Here is a 19,026-nt window from a genome sequence, read left to right as displayed (position 1 = left end):
CCACATGGTGAAACCCGCCCCCCACAGCCGGCCCGCCCCCGCGCCGGTGCCGGGGGTGGTGCGCGAGACCGCCCCGCGCGGCCCCGCCCGCGGCGAGAAGCCGTCGGTCGAGACGGTCTGGGCGTGGCTCTCCGCGATCCCGGACCCCGAGATCCCGGCGATCTCCCTCACCGATCTGGGCATCATCCGCGATGTGGCATGGCACGGCAACACGCTGGTCGTCACCATTACGCCGACCTATTCGGGCTGCCCGGCCACCAGCATCATCAACCTCGACATCGAGATGGCGCTGCACGGCCACGGGATCGAGAAGCTGGAGCTGAAACGCCAGCTCTCCCCGCCTTGGACTAGCGAATGGATGAGTGACACTGGCCGCGCCAAGCTTGAAGCCTACGGCATCGCGCCGCCGCGCCCCGCCGGCGGGCCGCAGCACTGTCCGCGCTGCAAATCGAAAGCGGTGGAGCGGATCAGCCAATTCGGCTCGACCCCCTGCAAGGCGCAGTGGCGCTGCACCGAATGCCGTGAACCCTTCGACTATTTCAAATGTATCTGAGGCCCCGATGAGCCAATTCCACCCCCTCACCGTCACCGACATTCATCACACCATCCGCGATGCCGTGGTGCTGACGCTGAAGCCGGAAGACCCCGACGCCTTCGCCTTCACCCAAGGCCAGTACCTGACCTTCAAGCAGGAATTCGACGGCACCGAGCTGCGCCGCAACTACTCGATCTGCGCAGGGCTGGATGACGGCGAGTTGAAAGTCGGGATCAAGCGCGTCGATGGCGGGGCCTTCTCGACCTATGCCAATACCGAGCTTAAGGTCGGCGACGTGCTGCACGCCATGCCGCCGCAGGGCAAGTTCTTCACCCCGATCGAACCGGAGGTCGCCAAGAACTACCTCGGCTTCGCGGGCGGCTCGGGCATCACCCCGGTGCTGTCGATCCTGAAGACGGTGCTGAAACGCGAGCCGAAGTCCACCTTCACGCTGGTCTATGCAAACCGCGCGGTGAACACGATCATGTTCCGCGAGGAGCTGGAGGATCTGAAAAACCGCTACATGGGCCGCCTGACGGTGATCCACATCCTCGAATCCGGTCAGGATATGGAGTTGTTTGAGGGCCGTATCGATCAAGCGAAATGCGATGCGCTGTTTAAACATTGGATTCAGATCGACAACATCGACACCGCCTTCATCTGCGGCCCCGAACCGATGATGCTGGCGATTGCCGAGGCGCTGAAGACCAACGGGCTGACCGACGAACAGATCAAATTTGAACTCTTCAGCGAAAGCCAGCAGGGCCGTCTGGCCAAACAGGAAATGGCCAAGCGCAGCGAGGGCCAGAGCGGCACCGAAATCACCGTCATCATCGACGGCGCGCGGCGCAGTTTCACCATGCAGAAGGGCCAATCGGTGCTGGAAGCGGCGCTTGAAAACGGACAGGAAGCACCGTTTTCCTGCAAGGCCGGGGTCTGTTCGACCTGCATGGGCAAGGTGCTGGAAGGCGAGGTCGAGATGATCTCGAACCACGCACTGGAGGATTACGAGGTCGAACGCGGCTACGTGCTGACCTGCCAGTCCTACCCGCTGAGCGACAAACTCACCATCGACTACGACACCCACTGAAGGAGCCGACATGCGCGATATTCACAGTTACGCCGCCGGCGAATGGCTGGCCCCCGGGACCGGCGCACGCAACATCGCCAGCGCCATTACCGGCGAGGTGATCGCGCAGGCGGGCAACGACGCGCTGGACGCGGGCGCCATGCTGGGCTTCGCCCGCGAGCATGGCGGCCCCGCCTTGCGCGCCATGACCTTCCACGACCGCGCGCGCATGCTGAAGGCGCTGGCGCTGCATTTGATGGAGCACAAACAGGCGCTCTATGACCTGAGCTACGACACCGGCGCCACGCTCTCGGACCACAAGATCGACGTGGATGGCGGCATTGGCACGATGATGGTCTTCGCCTCCAAAGGCCGGCGCGAGATGCCGGACGCCCATGTCTACCTCGACGGCGCGCCCGAGCAACTGGGCCGCGAGGGGCAGTTCATGGGGCGGCACATCTGCACCCCGCTGCAAGGCGTCGCGGTGCATATCAACGCCTTCAACTTCCCGGTCTGGGGCATGCTGGAGAAACTGGCGCCGACGCTGCTGGCCGGCGTGCCCGCGATCGTGAAACCGGCCACCGCCACCTGCTACGTGACCGAGCATTGCGTGCGGCTGATGCTCGACAGCGGGCTGCTGCCCAAGGGTGCTTTGCAATTCGTGAGCGGCGGCTTGGGCGATATGCTCGATCTGCTTGGCTGTCAGGATGCCGTGGCCTTCACCGGCTCAGCCAACACCGCGCTGAAGCTGCGCGGCAATCCGAAGCTCATGGAAAATTCTGTGCGCTTCACCTCCGAGCAGGACAGCCTCAACGCCTCCGTCCTCGGCCCCGATGCCGTGCCGGGCACGCCAGAGTTCGACCTTTTCGTGAAGGAAGTGCAGCGCGAGATGACCGCCAAGGCGGGGCAGAAATGCACCGCCATTCGCCGCATCATGGTGCCGCAGGCGCAGGTCGACGCGGTGATCGCCGCGCTGTCCGAGCGCCTCGCCAAGACCACCATTGGCGATCCGCGGGCCGAAGACACGCGCATGGGCGCGCTGGTCTCCAACGGTCAGAAACGCGACGTGCTGGAAAAGGTCGGGCTGCTGAGCGCCGAGGCCGAGCGGGTCTTCGGCGATCCCGACAACTTCACCGTGAAGGGTGCCGACCGCGACAAGGGCGCCTTCCTGCCGCCGATGCTGTTCCACTGCGCCGATCCCGACAGTGCCGAGCGCGTGCATGACACCGAGGCTTTCGGCCCCGTCTCAACCCTCATGCCCTACCGCGATCTGGCCCATGCGAGCACGCTTCTGAACCGCGGCCAAGGCTCTTTGGTGGCGTCGATCATCACCAACGACAGCGAAGTCGCGCGCGAGTTGACCATGGGTTCCGCCGCCTTCCACGGGCGGCTCTACTTTAACAACCGCAAATCTATGGCTGAGGCCACGGGCCACGGCTCTCCGCTGCCGCATATGGTGCATGGCGGCCCGGGCCGCGCGGGCGGCGGCGAGGAGTTGGGCGGCGTGCGCGGCGTGATGCATTACATGCAGCGCACCGCCGTGCAGGGCAGCCCCGACATCCTCACCGCCATCGGCAAGCAATGGGTGCCCGGCGCCGAGGAGATCACCGACCGCGCACATCCCTTCACCCGCCGCTTCACCGAGCTCGATCTGGGCGAGACCTTCCATTCGCCCAGCCGCGAGGTCACGCTTGAGGATATCGAGACCTTCGCCCATTTCACCGGCGACACCTTCTATGCCCACATGGATGACGAGGCCGCCGCCGCGAACCCCTTCTTCCCGGGGCGCGTGGCGCATGGCTACCTGCTGCTCAGCTTTGCCGCAGGGCTTTTCGTGCAGCCCGACCCCGGTCCGGTGCTGGCCAACACCGGCCTCGACAACCTGCGCTTCCTTGAACCGGTCTCGGCGGGCGACAGCATCAAGGTGCGGCTCTCGGTCAAGCACAAGACGCCGCGCAACGAGGAATACGGCGAGGTGCGCTGGCATGTGACCCTCACCAACCAGCGTGAGGAAGCGGTCGCCGAATACGACCTGCTGACGATGAATGCCGTCTGACCACGCCCCCTCGGTCGTCGCCGCACTCGCTGGCCTTGGCGGTCAGCGGGTCTGGTCGCTGATGGTCAGCCTCTTCGGCGATCTGGCACAGGGACAGGGCGACGCGATCGACGGGCCGGTGCTGTCGCAGATCATGGCCGCGCTCGACGTGCGGCCCGAGGCAAGCCGCGTGGCGCTGCATCGGCTGCGCAATGACGGCTGGCTACAGTCGCACAAGGTGGGGCGGATCAGCCAGCACAGCCTGACCGTCCAAGGCCGCGCGGAAAGCGCAGCCGCCAGTCCGCGCATCTACGCCGCGCCCCCAGACCTGTCCGAACCTTGGCAGATGGTCGTGACCGAGGAGAACGGGCGCGAGACCGACAGCGCCTTGCGAGAGGCGGGGTTTATCGCCGCCCTGCCCCGCGCCTATGTCGGGCGCGCCGAGAGCGCAGCCCCCACGGGATGCCTTGCCCTGCCCGGCACGCCACCGCCCGAGTGGCTGCGCCGCGCAGTGGAACCCGCCGCGCTTGAGGGCGACTATGACGCGCTCTTGGCCGCGCTCACGGCCTTGGATGCCGAGCTTCCCGCGCCAGAGCAACTCACCCCCTTGGACGTCGCGGTCTTGCGCTGCCTGATCGTGCACAATTGGCGGCGATTGGTGCTAAAGCATCCTGCTCTGCCCGGCGGGCTGATCCGTCCCGAGTGGCCCGGCTACCGCTGCCATCTGCTGGTTGACCGGCTGTTGCGCCGCTACCCGCGCCCCGCATTGCAGGATCTGGCCACCGCCTGACGCGGCGCAAAGCCCCGCTTTCCCATGCCGGACAAGCAGGATATAGACGTGCTCATGACAAATTTCCTCTATCAGAACGACCTGCCGGATGACCTCGACCTTGGGCCGATGGTCGCGATTGATTGCGAAACGATGGGGCTGCATCCGCAACGCGACCGGCTCTGTGTCGTGCAGCTTTCGGGCGGCGATGGTCACGCGCATCTGGTGCAGGTCGCCAAGGGCCAGACCGAGGCGCCGAACCTCTGCGCGCTGCTGGAGAACCCTCATGTGCTGAAGCTGTTCCACTATGGCCGCTTCGACATTGCCGCGATGCGCAATACCTTTGGCGCCACCGCAACGCCGGTCTATTGCACCAAGATCGCCAGCCGACTGGTGCGCACCTATACCGACCGGCACGGGCTGGCGAAGCTTTGCCAAGAACTTCTGAGCGTCGATATCTCGAAACAGCAGCAATCCAGCGATTGGGGGGCCGAAGAGCTGACCCAAGCGCAGATCGACTATGCCGCGTCGGATGTGCTCTATCTGCACCGTCTGCGCGATGAACTTAACAAACGCCTGATACGCGAAGGTCGGATGGACATGGCGCAGGCCTGTTTCGATTTCCTGCCCATGCGCGCCCGGCTGGATCTGGAGGGATGGCCGGACACGGACATCTTCGCACACGCATGAACACACCTTTCCTCGACACCGCCCGCCGGGTGATCCGCTGCGAAGCCGACGCGCTGACGCTCTTGGCCGACAGCCTCGATGACCGCTTTCGCGCCGCGGTTGACCTGATGCGCACCTGCAAGGGCCGCGTGATTGTCACCGGCATCGGCAAGTCGGGCCATATCGGCAACAAGATCGCGGCGACGCTGGCCTCCACCGGCACGCCCGCGCAATTCGTCCACCCGGCCGAGGCGAGCCACGGCGATCTGGGCATGATCACCGCCGCCGATGTGGTGCTGGCGATTTCCAACTCGGGCGAAGCGCCGGAGCTTGCCAACCTCATCGCCTATTCGCGCCGCTACGCCATTCCGCTCATCGGCATCACCAGCCGCCCCGAAAGCAGCCTTGGCCGCCATAGCGACGTGGTGCTCGAACTGCCCCGCACGGCAGAAGCTTGCGGCACCGGCGTGGTGCCCACCACCTCGACCACGCTGACGCTGGCGATGGGCGATGCCGTGGCCGTGGCGTTGATGGAGAACCGCGCCTTCACCGCCGAGCATTTTCGCGACTTCCACCCCGGCGGCAAGCTGGGTGCAAGGCTGAGCCGCGTGGCCGATCTGATGCATGTGGGCGATAAGCTGCCGCTGGTCACCGCCGACGCCCCGATGCCCGAGGCGCTGAGCGAGATCAGCCGCAAGGGCTTTGGCGTGGTCTGCGTCACCGATGCGGAAGGCGCGCTGGCCGGGATCATCACCATGGGTGACCTCGCCCGGCATTTGGATGGCTTGATGACCATGACCGCCCGCGATGTCATGACCCCCGCGCCCGTGACCATTACCCCCGACGAATTGGCCGAAAAGGCCGTGGGCGTGATGAACAGCCGTAAGATCACCTGTCTTATCGTGACCGACCCCGCGCAGAACGACGGCAAATCGCCCATCGGGCTGCTGCATATCCACGACTGCCTGCGCGTCGGGCTGGGGTGACGCCGCATGAAGGGGGATCGCCACTCTCGCGTCGTGTCGTGGCTGAAAGTGCTCTTTCCGCTGATCGCGCTGGCGCTGCTATCGACCCTGTTTCTGCTGTCGCGCGCGATTGAACCGCAGGCCGTGATCCCTTTCGCGGACAAAGAGGTTCAGGAACGGCTGCGCGACCAGCAGATCACCGGCCCTTTCTATTCCGGCACCACGGCGGATGGCGATCTGATCTCTTTCTCTGCCGAAAAGCTGACCACCCCAGGCGGGGAGACGGGCACAAATGAGGCCGAAGAGATCGAGGCCACGCTGGACCTAGAGGGCGGCTCCAAAATCACGCTGCACTCCAACAGCGGGCGGTTCGACACTGGGGCAGAGGAAGCGGAACTGGCGGGCGATGTGCGGGTTAGCACCTCAACCGGCTACGAAATCCTGTCCGAGCGGATGATCTCGAACCTCACCACGCTGGACCTGCAGTCGCCCGGCCCGGTGCGCGCCACCAGCCCCGCGGGCGAGATCACCGCCGGAAGCATGGCCATCACCAACCGGCAGAACAGCGCCGGATCGCAATTGCTTTTCACAAAGGGTGTGAAACTGATATACACGCCGCAAGCAACGAAAGAGTAACTGCCTTGAGACACTTGTTTATTTTGATGCTGCCGCTGTTTTTCGCGCTGCAGGCCGCCCCTGTCTCTGCACAATCTGCCAATGTCGCCTTCGGGGCGCTTGAGCAAGACACCAGCCAACCCGTCGAAGTGACCGCCGATAACCTGTCGGTCGACAATGCAACGGGCACCGCCGTTTTCACGGGCAATGTATTGATTTCTCAGGGTGAAATGACCCTTTCTGCCGGTAAGGTCGAGGTCGTCTATCGCGCCTCGGATCAGGGCATTGCCAAGCTGGAGGCGACCGGCGGCGTGGTCTTGGTCGCGGGTGAGGACGCCGCTGAATCGCAGCGCGCCGATTACGACATCGACGCTGGCACCTTGGTGATGCGCGGCGATGTGCTGATGACCCAAGGCCCCAGTGCGCTGAGCGCGCAGGAAATGACGGTGAACCTGAACGACGGCACGGCGCAGATGTCGGGTGGCGTGAAGACCATTTTGCAGCCCGGCAGCGACAACTGATGCCGCCTGAACTGAAAGTCGCCGGGGGCGATTCCGGCCTGCGCATTCAGCATCTGCGCAAGTCTTACCGCAAGAAAGCGGTGATCCGCGACTTTTCGATGGCGCTCGACCGGGGCGAGGTCGTGGCGCTTTTGGGACCGAACGGCTCAGGCAAGACGACGACTTTCTACGCGGTGGCCGGTCTGGTCACGCCCGAAGGCGGGCGCGTCACCGTGGACGGCAAAGATGTGACCACCCTGCCCATGTACCGCCGCGCGCAGCTTGGCATCGGCTATCTGCCGCAAGAGATGAGCATTTTTCGCGGGCTGTCGGTGCAGGACAACATCAGCGCAATCCTCGATATCCGGGTCAAACACCGCCACCAGCGCCGCGAGCGGCTGGAAGAGTTGCTGACCGAATTTTCCATCGAACACCTGCGCCGCGCGCCTGCGCTGGCGCTATCGGGCGGGGAACGACGCCGGGTGGAAATCGCCCGCTGTCTGGCCGCCAACCCGAACTATCTGCTGCTTGATGAACCCTTTGCCGGGGTCGATCCGATCTCGGTCGGGGACATTCGGCAACTGGTTGCCGACCTCAAGAAGCGCGGCATCGGGGTGCTGATCACCGACCACAATGTGCGCGAAACCCTAGAGATCGTAGATCGCGCCTATATCCTGCATGAGGGCAAAGTTCTGATGTCCGGAACGCCCGAAGAAGTTGTACAAAACGAGAATGTGCGCCGCGTCTATCTTGGCGATAACTTCCGTATTTCCTAAGACTTAGCGCGTTTTTCCGGGTCTTCCAGCCCTCGGCGAAGCCTTGCTCGCACGATGCGGAAAACCGCTCTGATTGTAGCGATAAAAGGATGGCGCGCGCATTGGCGCCATTGACTTTCAAACCGAAACGCGGCCTCATTGAGCTATGGTGACATCGCGTTCCTGTTTGATCCTGCATCGCCCTTCCCGCGAAGGAACGGTCAAAATCATCCTGGTCGCAGCGCCATTCCTCCATATCTGAAAGTTGTCGCGCTCCACGCATGTGGACCGTTTGGCAATGTTCGGAACAAGAAAGACAAGGAGACGATATGCGGTATCAGATCAGTGGCAAACAGATCGACATTGGCGACGCGCTTCGGACACATGTCCGGACCGAACTGGACGAGGCGGTCAGCAAATATGCCGAACGCCCGACAGATGCGATGGTGGTGTTTTCCAAAACGGGCCACGAATTTGCCTGCGAGGCGACCGTGCATCTTTCCACCGGTCTCAATGCCTCGGCCAAGGCCAAGGCGACAGAGATCTACGCCGCCTTCGACAGCTGCTGCGAAAAGATGGAGAAACAGCTGCGCCGCTATAAGCGCCGCCTGAAGGACCATCACAAAGAACGCGCCGAACCGGTTGAACTTCTGGGGGCGTCCTCCTATATCCTCGCGTCAGACAGCGATTCAGATGCGCAGGAACCTGATACCCTCCAACCCATGATCATTGCAGAGATGCAGACGAAGGTGCCAACTTTGTCTGTCGGCGAAGCGGTGATGCAGATGGAATTGTCGGGCGATCCGGTGCTATTGTTTCGCAAGGAAGGCCAGGAAGGGATGAATGTCGTGTACCGCCGCGAAGACGGCAACATCGGCTGGATCGACCCTTCGTAACCCACGGCGGTAATATCCGCCAAAGAGCAGGGCGAGCGGAATGGATTTCGGCAAACTCCTCAAGCCAGAGGCCGTGAAGGTTTTGACTTCGGCTTCGAGCAAGAAGCGTCTGATGCAGGATATCGGCGAACTCGCCCAGCAAGCCTATGGGCTGCCGGCCGGCCAAGTGGTGGATGCGCTGATGACGCGCGAAACCCTCGGGCCGACCGGTGTCGGCCACGGCGTCGCCCTGCCCCATGCGCGAATGGACGGGATCGACAAGGTTGTCGGTGCTTTCGTGCTGTTGGACAAACCGATTGATTTCTCTTCGGTCGATCGCCAGCCAGTCGATGTGGCCTTTGCCCTCTTCGCCCCCGAAGATGCGGGGGTGGAGCACCTCAAGGCGCTGGCACTGGTGGCCCGCACGCTGCGCGACACCAGCATCTGCACCAAGCTGCGGTCGAACCCCGACCCGGCCACGCTTTACACCATCCTGACCGAGGACAAGGCCGACAAGGCCGCCTAATCTTTGGCCGCCTGATCTTGGGCCGCCTGACCTTGGCTTAGATCGCGACCGGTTCCGGCTCTTTCGGGGTCGGCTCGGCGCGTTTCGCTTTCTTCTCTCCCAACATCAGCATCGCCGGTGTCACCACCAGCGTCAGCACCGTGGCCACCACCAGACCGCCCGCGATGGCCGAACTCAGCTCGGTCCACCATTGGGTAGAGGGCGCGCCATAGACGATCTCACGGGTGAAAAAGTTGATGTTGAGGCCGATCACCATGGGCATCAGGCCAAGCGCCGTGGTGACCGAGGTCAGCACCACCGGACGCAAACGCTGCGCCCCGGTGCGCAGCGCGGCCTCAAGCGGCGACAGCCCCGCTTTTTTGAGGTCATTATAGGTGTCGATCAAAACGATATTGTTGTTCACCACGATCCCCGCCAAGGCGATCACACCGATCCCCCCCATGACCACCCCAAAGGGCCGCCCGGTGATCAACAGGCCGAACAGCACCCCGGCAATCGAAAACACGATGGCCGACATGACGACAAAGGCTTGGTAGAAGCTGTTGAACTGGATCACGAGGATCACGAACATCAGGAAAATCGCGGTAATAAACGCCCCCGCGAGGAAGATCATCGATTCCTGCTGGTCCTCCGCCTCTCCGGCGAAGGAGGCCTCGACACCCGGCGGCAGGTCCATCGCGTCAATCGCGCTGCGCAGGGCGACGGTTTGGTCGTTCACCAGAACGCCCGGTGCGACGTTAGCCTCAATTGTCACCACCCGCTCTTGATCCACCCGCGTGATCGTACCGGTGCGGGGGCTTGGCTCAAAGGTCACAAAGTTCGAGATCGGCACCAGCCCCGCTGAGGTCGGCACCCGAAGCGATTGCAACTCTTCCAGCGTGCGCTCATCCGATGGGAAGCGCACGTTGATGTCGATGGAGCCTTCGGCATCGTCGGGCCGGTAATCCGCGACCGTGATGCCCCGCGTCAGCAGTTGCACCGCCTGCCCCAGGGTCGAGATATCGGCCCCGAACCGGGCGGCCTCGGACCGGTTCACGGCGATGCGCCATTCCACCCCCGGCAGGGGGCGCGAGTCGGTCACATCGGTGAAACCGCCGATATCGGCCATCTTCTCGCGGATCTGATCCACCACCTGCTGCTGCACCTGCGGGTCATGCGCCTCGATCCGCAGATTGACGGGCTTGCCCGCCGAGGGGCCGTTCGATGCGGTCTGCACCTGCACGTCGATCCCCGGAATGGCCGCCATCTCGGTCCGGATTTCCTCGCCAATGATGGCGGCGGGGCGGCGTTCGTCCCACTCGGTGAACTCAACCTGAATGGTGCCGATCAGATCGGCACTGTCGCGGTTGCTGCTGCCGGTGCGGGCATAGACGCTGGCGATCTCGTCATAGGCAAAGAGGCGTTGCTCGACCTGCCGCACCAGCGCGTCTTGTTCGTAGATCGAGAAATTGTCCCGCGCACGCACCTGCACCTGCGCAAAATCAGGCTCTACATCGGGGAAAAAGGTGATCCCGTTGCCAAATTGCGCATAGGCGGTGAAGCCACCCATCAGCATGGCAATGGCAAGGATCAGCGTCATCCATGGCCGCAGAATGGCGAATTGCAGCAGTTTGACATAGCCGCCGGTGAAGCCCTTCAAGTCACGCGGATCCCCCTGTTCGGCGGCATAGAGCGTGGCCTTATCCTTAGCGGATTGCGGGGGCCGTTTGCCGATGATCCCGCCAACCACGGGGATGAAAACCAGCGCCATGAAAAGCGATGCGGTCAGGGTCAGGATCACCGTGATGGGCAGGAACTTCATGAACTCCCCCACCGTGCCGGTCCAGAACAGCAGCGGGAAGAACACGCTGAGCGTCGTCGCCGTGGAGGCGATGATCGGCCATGCCATGCGTTTGGCGGCATGGGCATAGGCGGCGCGGGGCGAATGCCCCTCTTGCAGACGGCGGTCGGCCAGTTCGGTGGTCACGATGGCCCCGTCCACCAGCATACCCACCACAAGGATCAGCGAAAACAACACGACGAGGTTCATCGTATAGCCCATGACCCAAAGCGCCGTGACCCCGGCCAAGAAGGCGCCCGGAATCGCCAAGCCCACTAGGAGGGCCGAGCGGACGCCCAAAGCCCAGACGATCACGATCATCACAAGGATCACCGCCGCGATAACATTGGCCTCAAGATCGCTGAGCATGTCTTCGACCTGCTCGGATTCGTCTTGGGTGTATTTGACGGTGATGCTGTCGGGCCATTCCGCGCGCATCTCGTCAATCAATTCGCGCACCGCCGCGACCGTCTCGATGATATTCGCGCCCGAGCGTTTCTTGATCTCAAGCGCCAGCGCGGGCTGGCCATCAATGCGGGCGAAGCCAGTCGGGTCTTTGAAGGTTCGGCGGATCGTGGCGACATCGGCAAAGGTCACAACCGTATCGCCGCGCACCTTGATCGGCAGCGACATAACGTCTTCGACATTCTCGATCAGCCCCGGCACCTTGAGCACCAGCCGCCCCGCGCCGCTTTCAATCGCCCCCGCCGCGATCAGGCGGTTGTTGCGGTTGATCTGGCTGATCAGCTCTTCGAAAGAGATGTTGTAGGTCTCAAAGACCGTAGGGTCGATCAACACCTCCAAAAGCTCGGTCCGCTCCCCCCCGACATCGACTTCAAGCACGCCGGACAACCCTTCGATCGCGTCCTTCAACTCTTCGGAAATGGAGTTGAGCGTCCGTTCCGGCACCGGTCCGGATAGGATTGCGGTCAGGATCGGGAAAAGCGCCGTGTTGATCTCGGTCACGACCGGATCGGTGGCGTCTTCGGGCAGGTCCGACTTGGCACGATCCACGCCCTCGCGCACCTTGTCGAGCGCCTCATCTGAATCGAACCCCGGCTCGAACTCCAATTGCACCGAGGCATGGCCCTCGGCCCCGTTCGAAGTGATCTGTTTCAACCCGGTGATCGCGCTGAGTTCGGTCTCAAGCGGCTCAACGAGCAGCCGCTCGCTGTCCTCGGGCGAGATGCCTTCGAGAGAGGTGGAGACATAGAGCGTCGGGATCGGAATCTCGGGCGAGCTTTCCTTGGGGATGCCGACATAGGCATAGGCCCCTACCGCCAAGATCATCACCAAGCTCAGGATCACCACGCGGGCGCGGCTGAAAGCGGCGTCGATCAGCGTGTTCATTCCACTTGCTCCGGCTGGGCGGCTTCGGCGCTGCCGGTGATCTGGCCGTCGCCGCTTGGCTGGTCTTCCAACTCGTCAATCTCGGGCACACCCGTCATGGGCTGCGCTTCCCCTTCATTGTCGCCACCGGTTTCGGGCTGCGGGTTGACCGTTTCGCCGTCGTTGACGAAGCCCTGTCCGATGGTGATGATCTGGGCCTCATCCGGCAGGCCCGCGATCCAGATGCCATCGGTCTGGGCGCGCACGATGGCGATCTTGTTAAAGACAACCTTATCCTCATCGTTCACCGTTTTGACGCCCAAGGTGCCATTGGTGTCCAAGGATAGGATCGCCGGAGAGACGAAATGCGCGCGGGTCTCGCCCGTGGGGATGCGCACGCGGGCCGAAATGCCCGCGGGGATCGCACCATCAGCGTTTTCGACCCTGACTTCGGCAGTAAAGGTCCGGGTTTCGGCGCTCGCACTGCTTGAGACGAATTGCACCTCGCCCTGCACCTCTGTCCCGGTGATGAAGACAACCTGGGCCTCCTGCCCCTCTTCAATATCTTTAAGCGACTGCTGGGGCACCTGCACTTGGATCGTCAGTGGCGTGTTGTCGACCAAACGCGCGATTTCCTCACCGGTCGAGACGAACTCTCCCGCTGAAATATCGAGCATCTCTAGCCGCCCGGGAAAGGGGGCGCGGATTTCGGTGTTGTTCAGCGCCTCTTCGGCGGCGGTGACCGAGGCTTGGGCGGCGGCCAACGTCGCGCGGGCTTGGCTCACGCGGTCCACGGTCGAGACACCCCGGTCTAGCAGGGCTTGGGCGTTGTCGTATTCGCGCTGTGCGCGGCTCAATTCCTCACGCGCGCGGGCCAGATCGGAATCGCGCGCCGTGGTGCTGAGCCGCGCGATCAACGCGCCTGCTTCGACCGCATCGCCCTTGGCGACCAAAACCTCGGCAATCTCCCCACCCGCTTCGGCGCGGACCATCGTATCGCGATCCGGCAGGGCCTGCCCTTCGGCCACGAAGACCTGCGTCACGCTGTCCGCCTGAGAGCCGCGCACGGCCACTGTCACCGCTTCGGGGGAAATGGGGGCAGGCGCAGCTTCTTCGGTCTCTTCGGAGGGGATGATATAGCCGCTGCCCATCCAAAGAGCGATCAACAGCGCGATCCCACCGGCGATGAACTTCGACCGTTTCGAGCCGGCATCGCTGTCGAATGAAAGCGTCTGGCGCTCTTGAGATGTGTCACTCATTGATCGAACTCCATCACCGCGACCCCGTGATCGGGCCGCGCGTCAATTCTTGGGCTTGCTCACCCGGGTTGCTACGTCATCAAGCGCGGCGCTGATCGTGTCATAGAAGGCGGCGAAAGTATCGAGCCTTTGGCGCACCCCTTCGGCCTCCTCGGGCAGCTTGCTGATCGTATCGTTAATCTCGGATTTGGCGTGGCGGGTCCCTGCCAGCGCATATTTCGTCATCGCGGCATAGGCGTCATCGGCGAGTTGGAAGTAATCCTGCCGGTCGCCCGTCTTGTTCACACGCCGGATCAAGCCCCGCTCTTCGAGCAGGCGAATGGAGGTGCTGATCGTGGCGCGGCTGACGGAAAGGCGGCGCGACAGCGCGCCAAAGGCGATCGGCTCGCCCTCGAAAACCAGCATTGCAAAGACCTGCCCCGCCATGCGCGGCAACCCCTCGCCCATGGCGACGACGCCCATGCGGGTGATGAAGTCATCGCGGACTTGGTCGATCTGGTCAGTGCTATCCATCATTCCCCGTCCACGGCAGGCGCGTTGACGGTAGATAGACAAGGCGGGGCACAAATCAAGACTATTCAGAATTTTCCGAACAGACGGAACAACGCGCGTCGCCGGTAGCCCCGGCGTTTGGCCCTACTTCAACCCGTTCCGGGCGATATAGCGGGCCAGATCAAGGACGAGTTGCCCCCGCGCCGCGGCGATGGCGTTTGCGCCACCTTCGGGATTGAACGGCACGCTGAGGTCAAACAGGCCCGACCGCTCCCGCCGGTCATCGCGGACGGCCACGAAATACTGACCGGAGGCGCGGAACTCCCCCGCTTCGGTGGCCACCAGTTCGGCAAAGCGCACTTCGAGGCTGGCATCGGGGAAGGCCTCGAACGGCCAAGGTTCAGACGCGATGCGCCGCCCCGTCATCCGCGCAAGGTTCTGGCTAAGCTCCAGCGCCACGGCCCGTTCGGGCGCATCGGCCCAAAGCACATCGGTCGAACTGACCAGACGGCCATCGGCCATTTGCACCGAAATCTCTTCGGCGGCGGCATAGGTCGGCAAAGACACGTCGCGCACTTCGACAGAGCTGAAGGCGATGGAGGTCTTCTCTGTCACCGCCGGGGCGCGGACGGGGAAACGTTCAGCCGTGCCGCCACAAGCGGCCAAGGCTGCCAGCAGGCCGAGGGTGATCAAGGGTCTTGCAAATGTCATGCGTTACCGTCCCAGCAATAGAGAATTGGGGTTACGTTCGATTGTCCGCGCCAAAGATGCAAGGGCATCGGCGGCTTTCTGAATGTCGCGCAGGGTGCGTTCGGCGCTGCGGCTGAGTTGTTCACCTTGATTATAGCCTTCGATGGTGCGGCTGGCTTGGGCAAATAGCGCGGTCAAACGCTCGACCACCTGCGGCAGATCGCGGGCCGAGACGGCGATATTGTCCGCGGCGTTGCGGGCCGAGGCCAAGGTGCGGTTCACATTCTCGACCGCGCCGCCTTCGCGCAGCTCTTCCAACGTGGCGTTCAATTCGTCCAAGGCGCGTTTCAATGCGCCCGGCAGGGCCACCGCATCTTCGGTGCCGATCACCGCATCGGCGGATTCGGTGAGGTCGGTGAGTGCGACGAGCAGTTCTTCGACCTCAAGCGTTTCGGCCTTGGCCGCCACCGCCTGAATGCGCTCCACCAACTCCGGCACGCCTTCGACCGAGGAGGACACCGCATTGGCCGCATCCGACGCGCCCTCAAGCGCGGTGGAAAGCCGTTCGGCAATCCGCTCTTCCTCAAGCTGGGCCACCAATTCTTCGATCCGCACCAGCGTGCCGTTCAGGGCCACAGGCACGTTCTTGACCTCTTCGGAGGAGACCAGCCCGGTCAATTCACCCAAAAGGGTGCGCACGTCCTGCGGGGTTTCGCGCAGGTCTTCGTCCGACACGAAAGCCTCAGCCGAATTGAGAAAGGTGATCGCGCTGTTGAGCAATTCTTCGATCGGCAGGCTGTTGATCCGGGTAAAGACCCCTTCGACCGTGGCCGCCGCATCGGAGACATCGCTTTCCGTGGTCGGCATCAAAGCAAGGCCATTCTCCGTCTCGTTCAACGAGGCCTCGGGCGCGTCTTCGACGGCCACGAACTCAACCTTCAAACCACCGGTCAGCAGGCTGGCCGAGGCAAGCCGCGCGCGCAGCCCGTCTTCCACACGTTCCTTCAGGAAAGCCAAAGCGGCTTCGGCGGTCACATCGTCCTGCATCCCCAAATGCGCCGGTTGGATCGACAGGATGGCATTCAGCCGGACGCGGCTATCGCCGAACCGTTCGAAATCCACCAGCCCCGAGAGGGTCTCGACCTCACCGATCTCCAGCCCGCTCATCTCGACCGGGGCGCCGACGATCAGACCCGAGATATTGTCGTCGAACACGACGCTCAGCTTCAGCGGATCGACCTCGGAGGCGTTAAAGACAGAGTTCCGCGCGGTTTCCTTGTCGGGGTAAATCTCAAACACCGTGCCGTCAGACACCTGCGCGCCGCCCGAGACGAAAGTGTCAAAGGTGATGCCGCCGCCAACGAGGGTCGCCAACGAGGAAAAGTCGATCTCGGCCCCCGCGGGGCCAATGTTGACGCTAAAGCCCGATGCATCCCAAAAGCGGGTGGATTCATTGATCAGCTGGCGGTGCTCTTCGAAAATCAGCGCCTCGACAATGGCGTAGTTGCCGCGCGGGGCGATCTTGGCATAGCCGACGCGGCCCACTTCGATGCCCTTGTAAAGGATCGGCGCATTGTCGGTCAGATGCCCGTTCGCGGTGGAGCGGAAGGCAATCTCAAGCCCGCCTTGGCCGCCGCGGATCAACGGCTCGGTCGACGATCCCTGAAAGCGCTCTGCTGCCGGGCCGACCTGTTGGTCCCACGACCCTTCGATATAGACACCGCTCAGCACCGTGCTGAGACCGGTAATGCCCTGTGCGGTAACCTCGGGCTGCACGACCCAGAAGACCGCGCCATTGTCGATATAAGGCGCCACGTCCTTGTCGACGCGGATATGCGCCGTCACCCGGTCCAAACCCGAGGTGAAGCCGACCTTCTCGACCACCCCGACCGTCACATCGCGAAAGCGCAATTCAGTCTCTCCGGCAGAGATACCCGCGCCCTCTTCGAATTCTACGACGATCACCGGGCCGCGTTCGCTGTAAGACCGATAGGCCACGAAAAGCGCCACGATCAGGGCGAGGATCGGGATGATCCAGATCACCGAGGCCCCGCTGAGAAACATCTTGCGGGTCGGGGAAATCGGTACGTCGGGAGGCGTCTTAGTCATTGGTTTTCAGGCCCTCGTCCTTGGTCTGAGCGTCCCAGATCATGCGGGTGTCGAACGCTTGTGCCGCCAGCATGGTAAAGATCACGGAGAGGGCAAAAAAGATGCTCGCGGTACCGGGATTGATGGCGGCCAGTGTCTTGAGTTGCACCAGAGACGACAAAATCGCAACCACAAAGATATCGATCATCGACCAGCGCCCGATGTACTCAACCACTTCGTAAAGGTAATGCCGCTGGCGCTGCGAGGTGACCGAGCGCCGTTTGACGCTGATCGCAAGAAAGGCCACGGCCATGAATTTGGCCAACGGAATGGCGACAGAGGCGAAGAGGATGATCAGGGCGATCCCCCAGTTGCCATATTGCGCCAGTTCCACCGCGCCGCCGATGATCGTGCTTTCCTCGACCTGAAACAGCGTGCGGGTTTTAAGCATCGGATAGGTATTCGCGGGGATGTAGCACATCAGCCCCACCGTCCAGAACGCCCAGACACGCTGAAGGCTCATCCGATCGCGCGAGACCAGCTTGCTGCCACAACGGCTGCAAAGCTTTGTGCCCATCGGCGCGGGCTTGTTACAGCGGGTGCAGGCCACGATGCCCAACTCCCGTGCGCTCACGATGTCTTGGGATGTTCCAGAGAGTTCCATACGGACCATTTGCATAAGAATCTGTCCTGCGCGATGACGAGGATCACCAGCGCGCCGAACATGTAAAACGCAGGGCCAAAGCCCACATCGGCCAGATCGGCCACTTTGACCAATGCCACGGCACAGCCGATGGCAAAAACCTCGGCCATCGACCAAGGGCGCAGTTCCTCCGACAGGCGAAAGGCGGCGACGGCATGCCGCGCGGGCGGGCGATCCAGCACCACGGGGATCAGCACATAGAGCGTCAGCAGCACCCGCAAGAGCGGGATGAAAAAGATCAACGCCGCCGTGGCCAGCGACAAGAGGATCATCGGCCCGCCGGAAAAGGCAAGCGCTGCATCCAGCACCGATACCGCGTTGCTGGCCCCCGCCGCGTCGATGGTGAGGAAGGGAAAGACCGCCGCCCCGATGATCAACACCATGACCGCCACCGCCACGGCGATGATCTGCAACCCGGCGTTCCTGCGGGGCGTGATCAGAGCAGTATGGCACCGCTCACAACTCGCCCGCTCCCCATGGGCGGGGCGGCGCAGCCGATAGACGGCGTCGCATTGCGGACAGACGATCAATTCGTCCATGGGCAATTCGGCAAGGGGGGTGTCGGGGCGATCCATTCTGAACGCATATATGATGCCGCCCTTTGACGTATCAACAAATATTCACCGCCCTGTGGCGCATCTGCACCGGCGGATCATCGCCCTCGCGCGAATGTGAGGGGAACAGGCGGCCATGCAGACCGTTGGTCTAGCAGAAATGACAAAGGAGAAAGCAATGACCGATATCACCAATGCAAAGATCCTGATCCTCGCCACCGATGGCTTTGAGCAGTCCGAACTGGAAAAACCCCTGAACGATCTGCGCGACCGCGGCGCCACCGTCCATGTGGCCACGCCCGACGGCAATGAGATCAAGGGTTGGGATGAAGATGACTGGGGCAACACCGTGCCCGCAGACCTCGCCCTTCGGGACGTGAATGTCGACGACTACCAAGGCATCGTGCTGCCCGGTGGCCAGATCAACCCCGACCTGCTGCGCGCCAACGAAGACGCGGTGGCTCTGATCCGCAAGTTCCACGACAGCGGCAAAACCGTCGCCGCTATCTGCCACGCCCCGTGGCTGCTGATCGAGGCGGGCATCATCAAGGGCCGCAAGGCGACCTCCTTCCCCTCCATCGCGACGGATGTGAAGAATGCCGGTGCGCATTACGAAGACAGCGAAGTGGTGGCCGACCAAGGCATCGTGACCAGCCGCTCGCCCGAGGATCTCGACGCTTTCGTCGCCAAGATCGTCGAGGAAATCGAAGAGGGCAAACACGACCGCAAAGCGGCCTGAGCCTTGCCTCTGTAACGAGATTTACCCCCGGTCCTTTGGC

Annotated in this window: 19 protein-coding genes; 12 read left to right on the top strand and 7 right to left on the bottom strand. The window is 62.8% G+C overall.

Annotated elements, in window-relative coordinates; all coding sequences use genetic code 11:
- Positions 1–4 precede the first annotated feature (4 nt).
- The 11 genes from paaD to J7392_RS07525 all read left to right on the top strand — a co-directional run bounded on the left by paaD (position 5) and on the right by J7392_RS07525 (position 9,313).
- Positions 5–553: a 1,2-phenylacetyl-CoA epoxidase subunit PaaD gene (paaD, locus tag J7392_RS07575; RefSeq protein ID WP_209217006.1), complete on the top strand. Its 549-nt coding sequence runs from the start codon at positions 5–7 to the stop codon at positions 551–553.
- 7 nt (positions 554–560) lie between these two features.
- Positions 561–1,625 (top strand): 2Fe-2S iron-sulfur cluster-binding protein, encoded by a 1,065-nt coding sequence (locus J7392_RS07570; protein WP_209216983.1) that lies wholly within the window; start codon positions 561–563, stop codon positions 1,623–1,625.
- A 10-nt stretch (positions 1,626–1,635) separates the two neighbouring features.
- Positions 1,636–3,660 carry a phenylacetic acid degradation bifunctional protein PaaZ gene (gene paaZ, locus J7392_RS07565; protein WP_209216982.1) on the top strand — a complete coding sequence of 675 codons (2,025 nt, stop codon included), beginning with the start codon at positions 1,636–1,638 and terminating at the stop codon, positions 3,658–3,660.
- Positions 3,650–4,429 carry a PaaX family transcriptional regulator C-terminal domain-containing protein gene (locus tag J7392_RS07560; RefSeq protein ID WP_209216981.1) on the top strand — a complete coding sequence of 260 codons (780 nt, stop codon included), beginning with the start codon at positions 3,650–3,652 and terminating at the stop codon, positions 4,427–4,429. Before paaZ ends, J7392_RS07560 begins: the two co-directional genes overlap by 11 nt.
- Positions 4,430–4,483: 54 nt before the next feature.
- Complete coding sequence (locus J7392_RS07555; protein WP_209216980.1) at positions 4,484–5,098, top strand: ribonuclease D; 615 nt, start codon at positions 4,484–4,486, stop codon at positions 5,096–5,098.
- The gene (locus J7392_RS07550; RefSeq protein ID WP_209216979.1) at positions 5,095–6,063 is read left to right on the top strand and encodes a KpsF/GutQ family sugar-phosphate isomerase; all 969 of its coding nucleotides are present in this window, start codon (positions 5,095–5,097) and stop codon (positions 6,061–6,063) included. The genes J7392_RS07555 and J7392_RS07550 overlap by 4 nt, the downstream gene beginning before the upstream one ends.
- Before the next feature lie 6 nt (positions 6,064–6,069).
- On the top strand, positions 6,070–6,678 hold the full coding sequence (gene lptC, locus J7392_RS07545; protein ID WP_209216978.1) for an LPS export ABC transporter periplasmic protein LptC: 609 nt from the start codon (positions 6,070–6,072) through the stop codon (positions 6,676–6,678).
- Between the two features lie 5 nt (positions 6,679–6,683).
- Positions 6,684–7,178, top strand: a complete 495-nt coding sequence (gene lptA / locus J7392_RS07540; protein WP_209216977.1) for a lipopolysaccharide transport periplasmic protein LptA — start codon at positions 6,684–6,686, stop codon at positions 7,176–7,178.
- Positions 7,175–7,933, top strand: coding sequence for an LPS export ABC transporter ATP-binding protein (lptB, locus tag J7392_RS07535; RefSeq protein ID WP_136720275.1), 759 nt, complete (start codon positions 7,175–7,177; stop codon positions 7,931–7,933). The genes lptA and lptB overlap by 4 nt, the downstream gene beginning before the upstream one ends.
- Before the next feature lie 308 nt (positions 7,934–8,241).
- Entirely contained in the window at positions 8,242–8,808 is a 567-nt protein-coding gene (gene raiA, locus J7392_RS07530) for a ribosome-associated translation inhibitor RaiA (protein WP_067267651.1), read from the top strand.
- Between the two features lie 40 nt (positions 8,809–8,848).
- Positions 8,849–9,313, top strand: coding sequence for a PTS sugar transporter subunit IIA (locus J7392_RS07525; protein WP_067630567.1), 465 nt, complete (start codon positions 8,849–8,851; stop codon positions 9,311–9,313).
- 37 nt (positions 9,314–9,350) lie between these two features.
- On the opposite strand, the gene J7392_RS07520 is transcribed toward J7392_RS07525, so the two are convergent.
- From J7392_RS07520 to J7392_RS07490, 7 genes are all read right to left on the bottom strand, one after another.
- Complete coding sequence (locus J7392_RS07520) at positions 9,351–12,482, bottom strand: efflux RND transporter permease subunit (RefSeq protein WP_209216976.1); 3,132 nt, start codon at positions 12,480–12,482, stop codon at positions 9,351–9,353.
- Positions 12,479–13,720 carry an efflux RND transporter periplasmic adaptor subunit gene (locus J7392_RS07515; RefSeq protein WP_209216975.1) on the bottom strand — a complete coding sequence of 414 codons (1,242 nt, stop codon included), beginning with the start codon at positions 13,718–13,720 and terminating at the stop codon, positions 12,479–12,481. Before J7392_RS07515 ends, J7392_RS07520 begins: the two co-directional genes overlap by 4 nt.
- Before the next feature lie 42 nt (positions 13,721–13,762).
- Entirely contained in the window at positions 13,763–14,236 is a 474-nt protein-coding gene (locus J7392_RS07510) for a MarR family transcriptional regulator (protein ID WP_209216974.1), read from the bottom strand.
- Positions 14,237–14,356: 120 nt separating this feature from the next.
- A complete protein-coding gene (locus J7392_RS07505) occupies positions 14,357–14,923 on the bottom strand; it encodes an ABC-type transport auxiliary lipoprotein family protein (RefSeq protein ID WP_209216973.1) in 567 nt (188 codons plus the stop codon).
- Between the two features lie 3 nt (positions 14,924–14,926).
- Positions 14,927–17,011, bottom strand: a complete 2,085-nt coding sequence (locus J7392_RS07500) for an MlaD family protein (protein ID WP_209216972.1) — start codon at positions 17,009–17,011, stop codon at positions 14,927–14,929.
- Positions 17,004–17,663: a paraquat-inducible protein A gene (locus J7392_RS07495; protein ID WP_209217005.1), complete on the bottom strand. Its 660-nt coding sequence runs from the start codon at positions 17,661–17,663 to the stop codon at positions 17,004–17,006. Before J7392_RS07495 ends, J7392_RS07500 begins: the two co-directional genes overlap by 8 nt.
- Positions 17,621–18,268, bottom strand: coding sequence for a paraquat-inducible protein A (locus J7392_RS07490; RefSeq protein WP_067268191.1), 648 nt, complete (start codon positions 18,266–18,268; stop codon positions 17,621–17,623). The genes J7392_RS07495 and J7392_RS07490 overlap by 43 nt, the downstream gene beginning before the upstream one ends.
- 157 nt (positions 18,269–18,425) lie before the next feature.
- Here J7392_RS07490 and J7392_RS07485 point away from each other — a divergent pair, with 157 nt between their 5' ends.
- Positions 18,426–18,986, top strand: a complete 561-nt coding sequence (locus J7392_RS07485; RefSeq protein ID WP_209216971.1) for a type 1 glutamine amidotransferase domain-containing protein — start codon at positions 18,426–18,428, stop codon at positions 18,984–18,986.
- Positions 18,987–19,026 lie beyond the last annotated feature (40 nt).

Origin of the sequence: Sulfitobacter sp. R18_1, assembly GCF_017743915.1 — a bacterium.
Taxonomy (GTDB): Bacteria; Pseudomonadota; Alphaproteobacteria; order Rhodobacterales; family Rhodobacteraceae; genus Sulfitobacter; species Sulfitobacter faviae.
The sequence above is the reverse complement of the archived record's forward strand: the minus strand, read 5'-3'. Positions and strand labels throughout refer to the sequence as shown.

Excerpts from the sequence above, each read along its gene's own strand:
- paaD (WP_209217006.1), top strand. The coding sequence starts at position 5 with ATGGTGAAACCCGCCCCCCACAGCCGGCCCGCCCCCGCGCCGGTGCCG.
- J7392_RS07570 (WP_209216983.1), top strand. The coding sequence starts at position 561 with ATGAGCCAATTCCACCCCCTCACCGTCACCGACATTCATCACACCATC.
- paaZ (WP_209216982.1), top strand. The coding sequence starts at position 1,636 with ATGCGCGATATTCACAGTTACGCCGCCGGCGAATGGCTGGCCCCCGGG.
- J7392_RS07560 (WP_209216981.1), top strand. The coding sequence starts at position 3,650 with ATGCCGTCTGACCACGCCCCCTCGGTCGTCGCCGCACTCGCTGGCCTT.
- J7392_RS07555 (WP_209216980.1), top strand. The coding sequence starts at position 4,484 with ATGACAAATTTCCTCTATCAGAACGACCTGCCGGATGACCTCGACCTT.
- J7392_RS07550 (WP_209216979.1), top strand. The coding sequence starts at position 5,095 with ATGAACACACCTTTCCTCGACACCGCCCGCCGGGTGATCCGCTGCGAA.
- lptC (WP_209216978.1), top strand. The coding sequence starts at position 6,070 with ATGAAGGGGGATCGCCACTCTCGCGTCGTGTCGTGGCTGAAAGTGCTC.
- raiA (WP_067267651.1), top strand. The coding sequence starts at position 8,242 with ATGCGGTATCAGATCAGTGGCAAACAGATCGACATTGGCGACGCGCTT.
- J7392_RS07525 (WP_067630567.1), top strand. The coding sequence starts at position 8,849 with ATGGATTTCGGCAAACTCCTCAAGCCAGAGGCCGTGAAGGTTTTGACT.
- J7392_RS07520 (WP_209216976.1), bottom strand. The coding sequence starts at position 12,482 with ATGAACACGCTGATCGACGCCGCTTTCAGCCGCGCCCGCGTGGTGATC.
- J7392_RS07515 (WP_209216975.1), bottom strand. The coding sequence starts at position 13,720 with ATGAGTGACACATCTCAAGAGCGCCAGACGCTTTCATTCGACAGCGAT.
- J7392_RS07510 (WP_209216974.1), bottom strand. The coding sequence starts at position 14,236 with ATGATGGATAGCACTGACCAGATCGACCAAGTCCGCGATGACTTCATC.
- J7392_RS07505 (WP_209216973.1), bottom strand. The coding sequence starts at position 14,923 with ATGACATTTGCAAGACCCTTGATCACCCTCGGCCTGCTGGCAGCCTTG.
- J7392_RS07500 (WP_209216972.1), bottom strand. The coding sequence starts at position 17,011 with ATGACTAAGACGCCTCCCGACGTACCGATTTCCCCGACCCGCAAGATG.
- J7392_RS07495 (WP_209217005.1), bottom strand. The coding sequence starts at position 17,663 with ATGGTCCGTATGGAACTCTCTGGAACATCCCAAGACATCGTGAGCGCA.
- J7392_RS07490 (WP_067268191.1), bottom strand. The coding sequence starts at position 18,268 with ATGGATCGCCCCGACACCCCCCTTGCCGAATTGCCCATGGACGAATTG.
- J7392_RS07485 (WP_209216971.1), top strand. The coding sequence starts at position 18,426 with ATGACCGATATCACCAATGCAAAGATCCTGATCCTCGCCACCGATGGC.